The organism is Bacillus sp. 16GRE42, from assembly GCF_019837435.1.
GTDB classification, from domain to species: Bacteria; Bacillota; Bacilli; order Bacillales; family Bacillaceae_G; genus Bacillus_A; species Bacillus_A wiedmannii.
Map to the genome: position 1 here is coordinate 1845597 of NZ_JADAXF010000001.1, position 16387 is coordinate 1861983.

Annotated in this window: 16 protein-coding genes; 1 reads left to right on the plus strand and 15 read right to left on the minus strand. The window is 36.5% G+C overall.

The genetic code is table 11. From position 1 onward, the window contains the following. Position 1: 1 nt before the first annotated feature. From ILS93_RS09625 to ILS93_RS09655, 7 genes are all read right to left on the minus strand, one after another. On the minus strand, positions 2–949 hold the full coding sequence (locus tag ILS93_RS09625) for an ABC transporter substrate-binding protein (RefSeq protein ID WP_000748444.1): 948 nt from the start codon (positions 947–949) through the stop codon (positions 2–4). A 155-nt stretch (positions 950–1104) separates the two neighbouring features. After that, positions 1105–1332, minus strand: coding sequence for a YrhC family protein (locus ILS93_RS09630; RefSeq protein WP_000661459.1), 228 nt, complete (start codon positions 1330–1332; stop codon positions 1105–1107). A gap of 126 nt (positions 1333–1458) precedes the next feature. Further along, positions 1459–4062: a bifunctional acetaldehyde-CoA/alcohol dehydrogenase gene (gene adhE, locus ILS93_RS09635; RefSeq protein WP_064474732.1), complete on the minus strand. Its 2604-nt coding sequence runs from the start codon at positions 4060–4062 to the stop codon at positions 1459–1461. A 259-nt stretch (positions 4063–4321) separates the two neighbouring features. Beyond that, positions 4322–5455 (minus strand): bifunctional cystathionine gamma-lyase/homocysteine desulfhydrase, encoded by a 1134-nt coding sequence (locus ILS93_RS09640; protein WP_001201925.1) that lies wholly within the window; start codon positions 5453–5455, stop codon positions 4322–4324. Positions 5456–5458: 3 nt separating this feature from the next. Beyond that, positions 5459–6382 carry an O-acetylserine dependent cystathionine beta-synthase gene (locus tag ILS93_RS09645; RefSeq protein ID WP_088107373.1) on the minus strand — a complete coding sequence of 308 codons (924 nt, stop codon included), beginning with the start codon at positions 6380–6382 and terminating at the stop codon, positions 5459–5461. A gap of 82 nt (positions 6383–6464) precedes the next feature. Beyond that, positions 6465–7160 carry a 5'-methylthioadenosine/S-adenosylhomocysteine nucleosidase gene (mtnN, locus tag ILS93_RS09650; RefSeq protein ID WP_001217038.1) on the minus strand — a complete coding sequence of 232 codons (696 nt, stop codon included), beginning with the start codon at positions 7158–7160 and terminating at the stop codon, positions 6465–6467. A gap of 14 nt (positions 7161–7174) precedes the next feature. Continuing rightward, entirely contained in the window at positions 7175–7813 is a 639-nt protein-coding gene (locus ILS93_RS09655) for a class I SAM-dependent DNA methyltransferase (protein WP_222660365.1), read from the minus strand. Between the two features lie 136 nt (positions 7814–7949). Between ILS93_RS09655 and ILS93_RS09660 the strand changes: the two genes are divergently transcribed. Beyond that, positions 7950–8165, plus strand: coding sequence for a YrzA family protein (locus ILS93_RS09660; RefSeq protein WP_064474730.1), 216 nt, complete (start codon positions 7950–7952; stop codon positions 8163–8165). 35 nt (positions 8166–8200) lie between these two features. Here the strand turns inward: ILS93_RS09660 and ILS93_RS09665 are convergent, their stop codons facing one another. The 8 genes from ILS93_RS09665 to mltG form a co-directional block, all read right to left on the minus strand. Beyond that, positions 8201–8851, minus strand: a complete 651-nt coding sequence (locus ILS93_RS09665) for a YrrS family protein (RefSeq protein ID WP_064474729.1) — start codon at positions 8849–8851, stop codon at positions 8201–8203. Positions 8852–8967: 116 nt separating this feature from the next. Beyond that, on the minus strand, positions 8968–10722 hold the full coding sequence (locus ILS93_RS09670; RefSeq protein WP_064474728.1) for a peptidoglycan D,D-transpeptidase FtsI family protein: 1755 nt from the start codon (positions 10720–10722) through the stop codon (positions 8968–8970). A gap of 92 nt (positions 10723–10814) precedes the next feature. Continuing rightward, positions 10815–11291, minus strand: a complete 477-nt coding sequence (gene greA, locus ILS93_RS09675) for a transcription elongation factor GreA (protein ID WP_000179964.1) — start codon at positions 11289–11291, stop codon at positions 10815–10817. Positions 11292–11570: 279 nt separating this feature from the next. Continuing rightward, a complete protein-coding gene (udk, locus tag ILS93_RS09680; RefSeq protein ID WP_000537083.1) occupies positions 11571–12209 on the minus strand; it encodes a uridine kinase in 639 nt (212 codons plus the stop codon). Positions 12210–12226: 17 nt separating this feature from the next. After that, positions 12227–13507: a peptidase U32 family protein gene (locus tag ILS93_RS09685; protein WP_000217969.1), complete on the minus strand. Its 1281-nt coding sequence runs from the start codon at positions 13505–13507 to the stop codon at positions 12227–12229. 18 nt (positions 13508–13525) lie between these two features. After that, positions 13526–14455, minus strand: coding sequence for a peptidase U32 family protein (locus tag ILS93_RS09690; RefSeq protein ID WP_222660367.1), 930 nt, complete (start codon positions 14453–14455; stop codon positions 13526–13528). Between the two features lie 7 nt (positions 14456–14462). Continuing rightward, the gene (locus ILS93_RS09695) at positions 14463–15104 is read right to left on the minus strand and encodes an O-methyltransferase (RefSeq protein WP_000389088.1); all 642 of its coding nucleotides are present in this window, start codon (positions 15102–15104) and stop codon (positions 14463–14465) included. A 202-nt stretch (positions 15105–15306) separates the two neighbouring features. Then, positions 15307–16377, minus strand: coding sequence for an endolytic transglycosylase MltG (gene mltG, locus ILS93_RS09700; protein ID WP_064474726.1), 1071 nt, complete (start codon positions 16375–16377; stop codon positions 15307–15309). Between the last annotated feature and the right edge of the window lie 10 nt (positions 16378–16387).

Below are 16387 nucleotides of genomic sequence, written 5' to 3' on the forward strand. Positions count from 1 at the left end.
ATCATTTCCTTACATCTTGTATACTTTTATACATAAAGTCCATTGCTTCTGTAACTTTTGTTCCAGGATTTGATCCAAATAAGTCTGGTGGCAAAATAACTACACGATTTTGTTTTACTGCATCTAAATTTTTCCACGCTGCATTTTTCATCATTTCGCCTTCAAATGCTTTTTTAACGCTATTTGGATCTCCATGTGTAATTAAATAAATCACATCTGGATTTGCCTCAATAATACGTTCTACACTTAGCTGCGCATATTGCGGATATTCCTTCATTTCCGGAAAATCAGCTGCAATATTTTTCCCGCCTGTTTTTTCTAAAATATCGCCTGATAAAGATGTTGGTAATGCTGCTAAATAAGTACCTGGTGCTCCGTATACTAACAGTGCTTTCACATCACTCTTTTTCTCATATGTCTTCATTTGATCATTAATTTTTTGATTAAGTTCTTTTGCTTTATCTTCTTTCTTCATTATCGTTCCATATAGTTCAATATTCTTTTGAATATCTTGTACAGAATTCGCAGAAGAAATCATTACTTTCGTTCCTTGTCCTTCAACCGTTGGAACATTCTTTTGAAACCCATTGTTAGCAATAAGTACATCCGGTTTTAAACTAGCAATTTGCTCAAAATTCGGTTGATGTGCATTCCCGATTACTTGTACTTTCTTTAAATCCTCTGGAAGAGTTATTTTTGCATCCGGACGACCTACTATTTTTCCGCCTAAAGCATGAATAATATTCATGTCTCCCATACTTAATGTTGCAAAACTCTCTGGCACTTTATCGAATGTTACCTTTCTTCCTGACAGGTCGGTAACTTCGATTTTCTCTTTTCCTTTTTCTGTTTTTGTTGCAGATGCTTTTTCGTCTCCCTTTGCATTGCAACCTATTAACAAGAAAAAAATAGATAAAATCGCTGTGAATAGCGTAATAGATTTTTTCATTCTTTCACCTCTAACTGATAATGATAATCATTAACTACTATTCTACTTTAATTGATAAGGATTATCATTGTCAATATAAACCGCATACATTTTTTTCAAAAACAAAAAGCACTACAAAAAGATTCGTTCTTTTCGTAGTGCTCTATTTCATAATATTACTCACATTCATTTCCCTCTAACTGATCTCGCATCACTTTCACACGCTGAAAGAAAAAGAATGATAAACTTAAAAATATAATGGTGCTCCCCATCATAACAAAAGATTGTATTGTTTCTTTTGCTCCATTCGGAATCAATAAGCCAACCATTAACAATGTACTTACAGCGAGAAGGATTTGTCCGAACCGAGTATAATCTTCTATTTTTCCTTGTAATTCTTTCATTATATTCTCACTCCCCTATTTCACTGTATCATATTCTATTAAACTTAAAGACCAGTAAATACAGCCATTCTGGGAGATGTTTTCCAAATGAAAAAGAGCCGCTTTATTGCGACTCTTTCATAACCATTACTCCCCTTTATATGCTTCCATATAAATTTCTTTCAACTCTGAAATGAGAGGTAATTTTGGATTAGCTGTTGTACATTGATCTTCAAAAGCTCTTTCTGCTAATAATCCAACAACCTCTTCAAATTGGTCTTTAGCAACTCCTTGTCCTGCAATACTCATATTTATATTTAAGCTTTTTCCAAGCTCAATAATTGCTTGGACGAGTGATTCCACACCTTCTGCTGTCGAGCCTGCTGGAAGCCCGAGCATTCTCGCAATATGTGCATAGCGTTCATCAGCTACAAAGTGCTCATATTTTGGGAACAACGCGTGTTTTCGTGGCTTAATAGCATTATAGCGAACTACGTGCGGCATAAGAATTGCATTCGCACGCCCATGCGGAATATGAAATTCCGGTCCAATTTTATGTGCTAAGCTGTGATTAATACCTAAGAAAGCATTTGCAAATGCCATCCCAGCGATTGCAGAAGCATTATGCATTTTTTCTCGCGCTTCTTCGTCATTTCCATCTTTAAATGCTCTTGGTAAATATTTAAATACGAGATCAATGGCCTTTAATGCTAATCCATCTGTATAGTCATTTGCTAGAACAGACACATACGCCTCGATTGCATGCGTTAATACGTCCATACCAGTGTCTGCTGTTACATGTGGTGGTACTGTCATTACAAACTGTGGATCAACAATTGCTACATCTGGTGTTAATTCATAATCCGCGAGCGGATACTTTATATTATTTTTCTTATCTGTAATAACCGCAAATGGTGTCACTTCTGATCCTGTTCCTGATGTTGTTGGAATGGCAACAAACTGCGCCTTACTTCCTAATTCCGGATATTTACATGTACGTTTTCTTATATCTAAAAACTTCTGTTTAATTCCATAGAATGTTGTTTCTGGGTGCTCATAGAAAAGCCACATCCCTTTCGCTGCATCCATAGCTGAACCACCACCAAGTGCGATAATTACATCTGGCTTAAAACTTCTCATCATTTCCGCACCTTTAAACACAGTTTCATCTGATGGATCTGGCTCGACCTCAAAGAAAACTTCGACTTTTACATCATTTGCATGTTTACGTAAATAATGCGTAACCGTATCTACATATCCGTGCTCAACCATTCCTGGATCCGTTACAATAAATGCACGTGAAATGTTAGGCATATTTGCTAAATATGCTGTCGCATGTTTTTCAAAATAAATTTTTGGTGGTAATTTGAACCACTGCATATTCTTTTTTCTATTTGCCAACCTTTTTATATTTAATAAATGCGTCGCTGTTACGTTTTGAGAAACTGAGTTTTTCCCATACGAGCCGCAACCAAGCGTAAGTGATGGAATAAATCCATTATATATGTCACCGATTCCACCTTGTGATGAAGGGGCGTTTACAATAAGACGGCAAGCTTTCATACGTAATCCAAATTGTTTTTGTACTTCTTTATTTGTAGAATGAATGACTGCTGAATGTCCTAAACCACCAAGGTTTAACATTTCTTCGCAATATGTAAATCCTTCTTCTAATGAATTTGCTTTTACACACGCTAATACTGGACTCAGTTTCTCACGAGATAGTGGATATGCTGCTCCGATACCTTGTATTTCAGCTACAAGCATTTTTGTATTTTCAGGCACAGTAATTCCAACTAATGCGGCAATGTACTGCGCTGATTTCCCTACAATATCACTATTTACTGCACATGTATTTTCATTAATAACTAGCTTTTCTAATTTTCTTCTCTCTTCTTCTGCTACAAAGTAACAATTGTTTGCAATCATTTCTGTTTTCACATCATCATAAATTTCCTTGTCTATAATGATTGCTTGTTCTGATGCACAAATCATACCGTTATCAAATGTTTTTGATAAAATTAAATCATTAACAGCTCGTTTTATATGCGCTGATTTCTCTATATAGCATGGTACATTACCAGGACCTACACCTAGCGCTGGTTTTCCAGTAGAATAAGCTGATTTCACCATACCTGCTCCTCCAGTTGCCAAAACAAGCGCAACACCTTCATGGTTCATTAATTGTTTTGTTGCTTCGACAGAAGGTTTTTCAATCCACTGAATACAATGTTTTGGTGCCCCCGCCTTCACCGCTGCATCATATACTGTTTTCGCCGCTGCAATGGAACAGTTTTGTGCTGAAGGATGAAATGCGAAAATAATTGGATTTCTCGTTTTTATCGCGATTAATGCTTTAAACATTGTTGTCGACGTTGGATTCGTTACTGGCGTTACCCCAGCTACTACACCGACAGGTTCTGCAATTTCTATTATTTCTTCATGAGGATCTTCGTGAATAATCCCTACTGTTTTATCTTTTTTTATGCTATGCCAAATATATTCAGTAGCAAAAATATTTTTAATACATTTATCTTCATATACACCACGACCCGTTTCTTCAACAGCCAACTTCGCAAGCGGCATATGTTGATCCACACCTGCTAATGCCATTTCGTGAACAATGTTGTCAATTTGCTCTTGTGTAAAACCTTCTAATGCTTGTAAAGCCTTTCGACCGTTATTCACTAACGTATCAATCATCTCTTTTACTTCCTGCATTTCATTTACAACTTTCTCTTTGACTACCATGTAAATTCCTCCTATTCTGCTATCGTGGACTAAATGAGACCCTATAGGTCATAATAAGTCCCGATTAGCGTAAAAAAATAGAGTTGCTTTCCTACATGAACCTCATTGTTTGTGAAACATTTCACAAGATTGTTCGTGAGTAACATTTCATGAACTTAATATACATGAAATAATTTCATTTGTGTATGTCTATTTTGTGAAATATTTCACAAAATGATGTGATAAAAATGCACTGCCTTATATTAGCAGTGCATTTTTATTATGCTAACGCTTGTGCTAGATCTTCAATTAAATCTTCACCGTCTTCAATACCGACAGAAATACGAATTAATGTATCTGTAATTCCTAATTCTTTGCGGCGATCTGCTGGGATTGATGCATGTGTCATTTGAGATGGGATAGAAATTAAACTTTCTACTGCCCCTAAACTTTCAGCAAGTGTAAAGTATTGTAATTTCTCAAGTACTTTATTTAATGTTTCTTCGCTATCTACATCAAATGAGATAATAGCACCAAATCCATTTGCTTGTTCTGTTGCAAGTTCATGGTTTTGATGTGACTCAAGACCTGGGTAATATACTTTATTTACTTTTGGATGATTATTTAAAAACTCGGCAATTGCGCGTGAATTCGTTTCATGCTCTTCCATTCGAATTCCTAATGTTTTTAAGCCACGAAGTAGTAAGAAGCTATCTTGCGGGCCAAGAATGCCTCCTGTTGAGTTTTGTACAAAGTGAAGGTCTTCTGCTAATTGCGGGCTATTTACAACTACTAGGCCTGCAACTACGTCACTATGACCTCCTAAATATTTCGTTGCACTATGAAGTACAATGTCTGCTCCTAAAGTAATCGGCGACTGCCAATATGGCGTCATGAATGTGTTATCGATAATTGTTAATAAATCTTTCTCTTTAGCAAGAGTAGATATTTTCTTAATATCAGTAATTTTCAGTAATGGGTTCGTTGGTGTTTCCACATAAATCGCTTTCGTATTCGGACGAATTGCTTCTACAACTTCCTCTAAGTTGGTTGTATCTACAAATGTATGCTCAATACCGAAGCGATTTAATACTTTCGTGATAACGCGGTACGTTCCACCATACACATCATCTGTTAAAATAACGTGGTCACCTTTTGAGAACAACATAATTGTAGCTGTAATAGCAGCCATTCCTGAACCAAATGCAAAACCAGCATGACCGTTTTCTAATACTGCAATCATTTCTTCTAAAGCTGCACGTGTTGGGTTGCCTGTACGTGAATATTCATATCCTTGATGCTTACCAACTGCTTCTTGTTTGTACGTACTTGTTTGATAAATCGGTACATTTACAGATCCAGTTGAAGGTTCTCCTATGCGAATACCATGAATTAACTTTGTCTTTGCTCTCATTTTTTATTCCCATCCTTTGTATATGTCTTTACTTAAATAACGCTCACTACTATCAGGAAAAATCGTTACAATATTTGTACCTGGCGCCGCTTGCTCTGCTTCAAGTAAACTTGCATGAAATGCCGCTCCTGAAGAGCTCCCAACAAGCAGTCCTTCTTTTCGCGCTAATTCCTTTACTCGTAAAAATGCATTTCGATCAGAAATTGTATGAATTTCATCAAAATAAGATGTTTTCAAAAATGGCGGGATGAATTCAAGGCCGATCCCTTCTGTTTCATGCGAACCAGCTTTACCACCATTTAAAATGGATCCTTCTGGTTCCACAATAACCGTTTTTATATCTACATTTTTTTCTTTCAAATAAGATGCAGTCCCCATGAATGTACCACCAGTTCCTGCTCCTGCAACAAATATGTTAATCTCTCCGTTCAGTGCATCCCAAAGTTCAGGACCTAGTGTTTTGAAATAAGCACGCGGGTTTGCTTCATTCGCAAACTGACTTGGAGAGTATGAATTCGGTATTTCATTTACTAATTCTTTTGCTTTTGCAATTGCACCGGTCATTCCTTGCTCAGTTGGTGTATGCACGACCGTTGCGCCTAGCGCTTTCATTAATTCTTGTTTTTCAATACTAAATTTCTCTGGTACACAAACAATAACGCGTAAATCATGTTGTAACGCTGCAAGTGCCAGTCCAATACCAGTATTTCCAGCGGTCGGTTCAATAATTGTTCCACCCTGGGTAACAAGCCCTTTTTCTAGCGCATCTTCGATTAATTCTCTTCCTAAACGGTCCTTAACGCTTCCACCTGGGTTATAAAATTCAAGCTTTGCAAATAAACGGACCCCTTCTGGAAGTGAAAAACGAGTAATTTCTACAACTGGCGTATGACCAATCAACTCATGAACTCCACGATATACATTCATCGTGTTCTCCCCCTTATTTGCCAATAAAGAAAAGGCAACTGTATGTATTTTCTTTATATGAGACAGTTGCCTTTTTGTTACATTACTTTAACTCTTCTAGTACTTTTACGATAAAGTTTGTAGAATGAAGAGCTGCTTGATCTAAAAATTGATCAAATGAAACATTTGATTCTTTACCAGCAATATCAGAAAGTGCACGAATAATAACAAACGGAACTTCATATTGGTGGCATACTTGTGCAACAGCTGCTGCTTCCATTTCTACTGCATAAAGGTCTTCAAATTTATCACGAATTGCTGCAACGCGGTTCGGATCACTCATAAATGAATCACCTGTTGCAATCATACCTTTTACAACTTGAATATTTTCTTCTGCCTGCATACATTTCTCAGCTAATGCAACTAATGCTTCATCAGCCTTGAATCCAGGAGGCATTCCTGGTACTTGACCATACTCATAGTTAAATGCTGTTACATCTACGTCATGATGACGAACTTCTGTTGAAATAACTACATCTCCAACGTTTAGAGAATGATGGAAGCCACCAGCTGAACCAGTATTAATTACTTTTTCAGGCTTATATCTTTCTAATAAAATTGTCGTTGACATCGCTGCATTTACTTTACCAATACCAGACTTTAACAAGATTACTTCATGTCCTGCTAATTGTCCTTTCGTAAATTCACAACCCGCAACCGTTTCTGTTTCTGCTTGTTCTAATTTGTCACGTAAAATACGTACTTCTTCTTCCATTGCTCCAATTACAGCAATTCTCAATCTAATCCCTCTTTCTATTGCTTAGTTGCCTCCATTACCCAAACGAAATGATTTAATCTCGTAAACGTTACATGGAAGCCATTGTTTTCAAAAATAGACTGCATGACTGGAATACGTGTATAATATTCCGTTTGCAAATCGTTTGCTAACTGATGGAAACCTCTTTGTTTTGCTGTTTCAACAGTTTTATCATATGCATCTTGATCTGCAAATATCGTATCAGCAAACACTATTTTACCACCTTTGTTTAGCAATTGACTATAGTTCGCAATCGCTACATTTTTTTCATCATCTGTTAAATGATGAAATGCATAGGTGCTTACAATGGTATCAATTGAATTTGGAACTTCAAACGAAAGAAAATCACCTTCTGTCATCGAAAACTCTTGCGGCAATTTCTCTTTTGCAATCATGCGCATTTCACGTGACGGTTCTATACCGTAAACTGTGTGGCCAGCAAGTAATAATTTATTTGTTAAATTTCCAGTACCAACACCAAATTCTAATACATTACCAAATGACTTGTTAACTACATCCTCTAGAATATCCTCATAATGAGCGAAAACTTCTTTATATTGTATATCTTCGCCTTGTACGAATGAGTCGTACGTATGAGCCCACTCATCAAATAAACCATTAAATTCTGTCCCCATAAAAATTCCCCTTTTTCTTATCGGTTTTATCAGTATGATATGCCCTCTTGCTAAAAATGTCAATTGAAATGTACATGGTATTTCATTCTTTTCTTTGTTACACTATAGTTGATTACATAGGAGAGGGGTCGTCTTCGTGTCATTTACCTTTGAAATGTTAGAAGATAAAGTAGAGTTTTTCGAAGCAGGAGACTTAGCTTCTTTGGAACGAAAAATTAGCGAACAAATCGATAATAATAAAGCACTTATGCTTGAAGTTCATCACATCTCGCATCAAATGGTTATGGATCCCGAAAGCAAAAGTCCATATTATAGCGCGGTTGTTCATTTTAAATTAAAGAAATTACGCTAACTAAAAAAGAGAAGCTCCTAAGGAGCCTCTCTTTTTTAGTTTAGAGTTTGAACAAGTACTGGTTTCCAGCCCTCATTTTCTACCCAATCAATATTCACATAATATTTTTTACCTGATTGTTTATCTTGTACGTTACCGTAAGCTTTATTCTTACCGTTATTTCCAATTCTATGGATAACTAATTGATTTACTGGAACGTCAATTGCAGCTGAAATCGCTTGATTCATCTCATTCCAATCTGCTGTACCTTTTTTAAACGTCATCGCAGGTGTTGCACCTTGCTCTGTACCTACTGGCTTCCAAGAAGATTTCGTATAAGCATCTGTTGCCTGTGACTGTGTTTTTTCAGCTGGTGCTTTCTCGTTAGCTTTCGCTTCTTCTTCAGCTTTTTTCTGTTCTTCCTCAGCCTTTTGCTTCGCTTCTTCTTCCTGCTTCTTAGCCTCTGTCTTATCTTGCTCGTTCTTCTTCGGCTCTTCTTTGCCTTTAGCTTTCTCAGCTTTATTCTCTTTCGTTGTTTGCTGAGCTACTTTTTTATCACTAGAAGACGCTTGCTCTTTTCTTTCAGGAACAAACAATTGATATGATACAATAGCTACTAATATTAATACAATTGCAATTGCAATATTTAAAACACCGTTTTGACGACGTTTTTGTTGTTTCTGTTGGAATCTAGATCCTCCTGCCATTCTTCAAACCTCCATGCAGTTTTTCATACTTGCTATTGTAACATTAAATCTAGAAAGGTTGAACATTTACAATAATATTTTCACGAAATGAAAACATTTCAATATGAATTGCAAGATTACTTTTCATTCTCTAATCGATAGATTGATTCTACGATAGCTTTGAAAATAGGTGTAACTTCATTTCCATTACTATTCGTTTCTATATCCACGACAACTAAAGCATATCTTGGATTTTCATATGGAAAATACCCTGCAAACCAACGATTCACTTTCGTCCCTTTTCCTGTTTGCGCTGTCCCAGATTTTCCGGCAACACTTAGTGGCAACGACCTGAATGCGGCTCCTGTTCCTTTCTCCGTTGTTACAACGCCCCTTAATAACTCTTGTAATGTTTTAACCGCTTCATACGAAAGCTGTTTCCCGCCTATTGTATGGTCTTCAAATGTATAAAAGTCCGTTCCATTTTTATACATTATTTTTTCCACAGCTTTCACTTCCATCTTTTCTCCATCCCTAGCAATCGTCGCCATCATATTTGCAATCGCTAGAGGTGACATACGTACATCTTTCTGTCCAATCGCGGTTTGCGCTACCGCCTTTTTACTATTCTTATTTCCTTCACTCCCCCAAATCGTAACCCTCTTCTCCTCTGGCATTTGCTCAAAATGAGTTGTATGAAATACAGAACCTTTCCATCCAACCTTACCAGCGCCTCCTAACGCTGCTACGTAAGTTTCTAACACCATCTTATCCTTTTGTATTAGCTCATTACCTAACTCTGAAAATGTCCTATTACAGCTTCTAGCAAAGCTCTCTTTAAAACTAAGTGTACCCATCATAACTTGTGGATGGTCTTCACCATATAAATCTTGATTACAATTAAATGTACGATTAAACACATTTTCATTTTGATCAATCACTGCCGCTGCAACTATTGTTTTAAAAACAGAACCGGGAAAATGTGGTGTTAACATTTGATTTTCAAGTGTAGTTGTATATAAACGCTCATCCTTCACCTGTACAGATGGTTTACTGACCATCGCTAAAATTTCATTTTTCTTTACATCAAGTAATACTAATCCCCCCTTCTTTATTTCGCTTGCTTCAACCACTTCTTCTGCTTTTTGCTGTAACCTGTTATGTAAAGTTGTTTGAATCGTCACTGGATAAAACGGATTTCCAGGCGCAGTATATTTCGCTTGTTTTCCAAAAATCGGTTCTCCTTGTCGGTCCACTTGATACAATACTTTTGCCTCTCCATCGGTCAAAAGAAATTCATCAAATGATTGCTGCAATCCTGAAATGCCAATTGGCGTTTGCCTTGAAATTTTTCTTACTTCTCCGTATCGTTTTTGAAATTCTCGTTCATTCTCCCCCACATCGCCAATTAAATGATTCATCGCGCCAGTTTGCCGTAAACGAACTTCAGCTGCTACAATACCTAATACATTTAATTGATTTACCTTCTCCATCTGCTCTCGTGCCAATCGAAATGGACCATTTCCCCTTTGCATGATAAATGCACTTTTCTTGTCTTTCATTTGACTTTCAATCTCTTGTCTCGACACACCAATGATATGCGCAATTTTCTCTAACATGTCATTTTTTATTTGTAGAAATGGAAAAACAATTAAAACAGGATACTTTTTCTCACCTATTTCCTTACCGTTCCGATCTATAAAATGGCCTCTTCCATCATCTACCGTAATGGACTGCGTCCGTTGTGTAACACTTTTTTCAATTAAATTTATCTTACGATCTGTAAATGATTCTGTATCTATAATTTGTATTTGAATTAAACGACAAAGTAAAATAAACATGATACACATAAAACAAATTAAAACAATTGTAATTCTCCGTTTTATTTTCATAAAAAAACACCTCGTCTATTATAGTTTGGACGGAGTGTTTCATCTTTTATACAAATAAAAAAATCACTCGCTTTTACACGAGTGATTTTTTATTATTTTACAGAGATAATCTCTACTTGCATTTCTCCACCTGGAGTTTGGATTGCTACCTTCTCACCAATTTGCTTACCTAATAAGCTTTTTGCAATTGGAGAATCGTTAGAAATTCTTCCTTCAAATGGATCTGCTTCTGCGCTACCTACGATTGTGTAAGATTCTTCATCTCCACCTGGCAACTCTTTAAATGTTACTGTTTTACCTAATGTAACAACTGTAGATTCTTCGCCGTTATCTGTGATGATAACTGCGTTACGAATCATGTTTTCTAATTGTGTAATACGTCCTTCTACGAACGCTTGCTCATCTTTCGCTGCATCGTACTCAGAGTTCTCAGAAAGATCTCCGAAGCTACGTGCAATCTTAATGCGCTCTACAACCTCTTTACGTTTTACCGTTTTTAAATCTTCAAGTTCGTTCTCTAGCTTTTGCTTACCCTCTTGCGTCATAGGGTATGTTTTTTCTGTTGCCATATTTTCCACTCCTTTTATATACCAATCCCCCGAAAAAAAAGAGGAGTTCCATATGAAAACTCCCCCACTTATATGTATAGCGGAGGTTTCTAGCACGCCTGTACTAGCGGAGTTGTCACATACAACCCCGTATTCCCAATTCTTCTTTATATAAAGAAGATATGTATGGAAAGTTGATATAAATATGCCCTCACCTATATATAGATGAGGTTGCATGTTTCATTGTATTCGATAGGAAGGGAAAAAATCCCTTCCTATCGTATATCTTTTACTATGCTATTACAAATTTACTTTTTGTTCAAGAATTGTTGCAATTTTTGTCACCATAATATCAATTGCAACATGATTTTGTCCACCTTCAGGGATAATAATATCCGCAAATTTCTTAGAAGGCTCAATAAATTGATTGTGCATTGGACGTACAACACTTACGTATTGATCAACTACTGAATCCATCGTACGACCGCGCTCTTTAATATCACGCTGCATGCGGCGTAAAATACGAAGATCTGCATCTGTATCAACGAATAGCTTTATGTCCATTAACTCACAAAGACGTGGGTCTTCTAAAATAAGAATTCCTTCTAAAATGATTACATCTTTCGGCTCAACTGGAATAACTTCTTCTGAACGCGTATGCAATGTATAGTCATATACAGGCTTATCAATTTGCTCATATGCAAGCAACTGCTGCAAATGTTCAATTAACAGATCATTATCAAACGCAAGCGGATGATCATAATTTGTTTTTAAACGCTCTTCCATTGGTAAATGGCTTTGATCTTTGTAATAATAATCTTGCTCTAAGATTAAAATAGAATGACCTTTAAAATGGTCAAAAATCGCTTTCGTTACACTCGTTTTACCTGATCCCGAACCACCAGCAATTCCAATTACAACAGGCTTATTCGTCCCCATTCGACTATCACTCTTTCTTATTGAAGTATGCTTTTGCGCATCATATTATTCACATACACTGGTTGATCCACTTTGAATTTCACGATTTGCAACGGATGTCTCGCTGCATCTAATTCGTTTCCATCCTCATCCCAAATTTTCTCCACCGTCTGCGTAAAGTTTTCTATTTCTGGTCCAAAGAACTCGACTTCATGTCCTGGTTTGAAATGATTACGTTGCTCAATCGTTACAATGCCCGTTTCTTCATTATAATCTAACACTAAACCAGCGAAATCATACGTTGTTTTCTTACTATGATTTCCAAACATTTGCTCTTGATGTCCTGGAACCCCTTCAAAGAATGCGGGAGCTGTATCACGATTTGCACATTTATCAAGCTCATCTAACCATTCTTGTTTAAACTCAAAATTATCCGGATCCGCACAATACGCATCAATTACTTTACGGTATACCGTTGCTACAGTCGCTACGTAATGAATTGATTTCATACGTCCTTCAACTTTTAAGCTATCAATTCCAATTTCAATCATTTTCGGAATTGATAAAATTAAATTTAAGTCTTTTGGACTCATTGCAAAGTGAGCATCTTCTTCTTGGAATAGAGGAAGCTCTTTTGCATCTTTATGTTGTGATACTGTTTGAACTAAATCATAGTCCCAACGGCAAGATTGACAACAACCACCACGGTTAGAGTCACGTGCTGTCATATGGTTACTTAACGTACATCTGCCTGAATATGCGATACACATTGCACCATGGACGAATGCTTCAATTTCAATATCCACTTTTTCTTTAATTTCTTTCATTTCTTCATAGCTTGCTTCACGAGCTAATACAAGACGATGTAAACCTTCTTCTTTCCAATACTGTGCTGCTTTCCAGTTGGATAGTGATTGTTGTGTACTTAAATGCACTTCAACAGAAGGCGCTACACGTTTACAAGTCTCAATAATAAGCGGATCAGCAACGATAATTCCCGTTACGCCAGCTTTTTCAATCCCTTTTAAATATTCCTCTAGCCCGTCCATATTTTCATTATGTGCAAAGATATTTGTTGTTACATATATTTTTGCTCCATATTTCTTTGCAAATTCAACACCTTCTGCCATTTCTTCCAGTGTAAAGTTACCTGCATTCGAACGAAGACCAAATTCTTGTCCACCTAAATATACAGCATCTGCCCCATAATGGATAGCTACTTTTAATTTTTCTAAGTTACCCGCAGGGATTAACAGTTCAGGTTTCTTCACAATAACGCGTTTGCCATCGATTACTCGTGAAATTTCTTGTACAGTCATTTCCTACACCCTCCTCGTTTAGTAAACCGTCTCTTTAAAGAAGAATCCTGTATCTAACGGACGACTTACTGGTTGCATTTCTTCTATCTCTTTATATAAATCGTCTTTCACGTCATAATACGCATCACGATCTTCTACACATAAATCAATTGCTTTACGATATTTCTTCGTTACCTCAATAATGTATGCAGAGCTTTTTAGTACACCATCAACTTTTAAGCTAGCGACTTCAGCGTCAATTAGTTCTTCTAACTCATCGATGAAACAAATATCGTTTGGACTCATAATGTGAGTACCATTTTCATCTTCATAAATTGGATATTTATTGTTACGCTCTGGGTCATATAAGAACATATTCTCTTCATATTTTTTCTTTTCAATGTCAAGATTACGTCCTTGATACTCAAAGTAGTTTCCTACTAAGGAACGCTTCGATTGGAACATACAAGTCATACCGTGAATTTGTACTTCAAGTTCCACTTCAGCATTTTCTTTTAATTCAACAATTTCATCTAAGCTAAGCTCACGAGCTAATACAGCTCGTTTTGCTCCTCTTTGTCCCCAGTAGTTACAAGTAAACCAGTTTGTTGCTGTTGTTTCTGTATTCCAGTGCAATTGCATATTTGGCGCTACTTCTCGGACCGCCATTAATACTGCTGGATCTCCGAAAACAATTGCATCTACACTTACTTCGTTTAAAAATGCAACATATTCTGTTAATTCTTCTACTTTATCATTGTGGAACATAGCGTTCATTGCTACGTATACTTTTATACCATTTTCATGCGCAATCTTCACAGCTTGTTTCACATCTTCACGTGAAAATTCCCCTGCTAAACGTAAACCGAACTTTTGCTCACCGATCATTACCGCATCTGCTCCTGCTTTCGCAAGAGGTTCGATATCCACTACTGCTTTTGGCGTTACTAACAATTCAGGTTTCTTCATACCTTGGTCACCCTCTCTTTTTACTAACAGCTACTCCATCACCAATTGGGAAAATCGTTGTATCATATCCTTCATGGTTCATAAGCCATTCATTGTACGTCTTAATACGACGAATTAAACCACGTGTACGTCTGTTTTCAATTTTCTCTTTTGTCGTTACAAGGCCATGGTACATAACATTATCTGAAATAATTACGCCACCAGGATTTAATAACGGTTCATATAAGTCAAAAAAGCGACGATATTGTCCTTTTGCTGCATCAATAAAAATAACGTCAAACGTTCCATGTTTTTCTACTTGCTCGCCTGTTTCTAACGCATCACCGTAAATAACGGAAATACGCTCTTTAACTGGTGAACATTCTATATATTCAAGTGCTTTTTCATATCGCTCGCGATTGCGTTCAACTGTCACAATGTGAGAATTTGGAATAGCTTGCATCATACGAATACTAGAATAACCAATTGCTGTACCAAGCTCTAAAATGCTTTTTGGTCCAATTAAACGTAAAAATTGCAACATAAATTCCATTCCAAGTCGATCCATAATCGGCACATGATTTTCTTTCGCATAATCTTCCATTTCAAGAATTAATTTATCTTTTGGATCAATAAATGATAATAGGTACTCGTTAACTGCATCCTCCATAATGGTCCTCCTTATTTACATGGAGAAGTGCCTCTATGACGTCTTTTCACACATAGAATGCAATAAAAATACAAGCCAGTTTCACCCTTAGCTTGTACGTCCCGTTTTGATATTAAAAACGATTCTTCTGCCAGTTTTTAACCCGATATATTTTACCACAAAAAAGAGGGATGTGCGACCTTTTTCGCTATCCCTCCCCATTTCACTGTTTTTTCGTAATATATTTTTGCTTTAATGCATTATGCTCTTCCAATGTTTTCGCATAGTACACTTCACCAGTTGGTGCAGCTAAGAAATAATAATAATCTGTTTGCGCAGGTTCTAACGCCGCCTCCACTGAATGTTTACCAGAGTTTGCAATCGGACCAACTGGCAATCCTTTCACAACATACGTATTGTACGGTGAGTTTATCTTTAAATCTTCGTATAATACACGTTGTTTATGCTTTCCAAGTGCATATAATACCGTTGGATCAGTTTGCAGGGGCATACCTTTTTCCAAACGATTATAAAAGACACTAGAGATTTTTTGACGATCTGTAAAGCCTGTTGCCTCTTCTTCAATAAGTGCAGACAATGTTAAAAGCTGATGAACATCCCAGTTTTTCGCTTTCATTTTCGCCTCGTTTTGAACAATGATTGCATTCGTTTTCTCAAGCATTGGAATTATAATTTCTTCTAACGTCGTATCTTTTTTATAGAAAGAGTACGTCGCAGGATATAAATAACCTTCTAATGGGTATTTAATATTGCTATCAAAGATTTTATCCGTTAACAACTTCGGATACTTTTGCTGCATTTTTTGAATAAATGCTTTATCGTTTAATTGACGTACGACATCATCTTTATTCCACTTTAATTCGTTTGCAACCGTTTCTGCAATTTCAGTTACTTGTGCACCTTCTTTTATCGTCACTTTATAAAGAGCTGGACGATGTACATTACCAGATGACATTTGTTCAATAACATCTGAGGCACTCATTGAAGGATTTAATAAATATGTACCCGCTTGTAAATTTTTCGATTTAGCCTTTGTATAAAAACTAAAAACTGTACCGTTTTTCACAGCACCTTTTTCTTCTAAAATCTCACCAATTTTACTAGTAGATGATCCTTTTGGAATTTCTACTTCAACCTCTTTTTTATTCCCGCTATCAACTGGTCCTAATGCGGATGAAATATACGCATAGACTGAACCACAAACTAAAAGCAGTGCAATAATCGAAAATAAAAAAAGACGTCTACGCTTTTTTTTCACTTGATTCTCTATCAACACTCTTCCT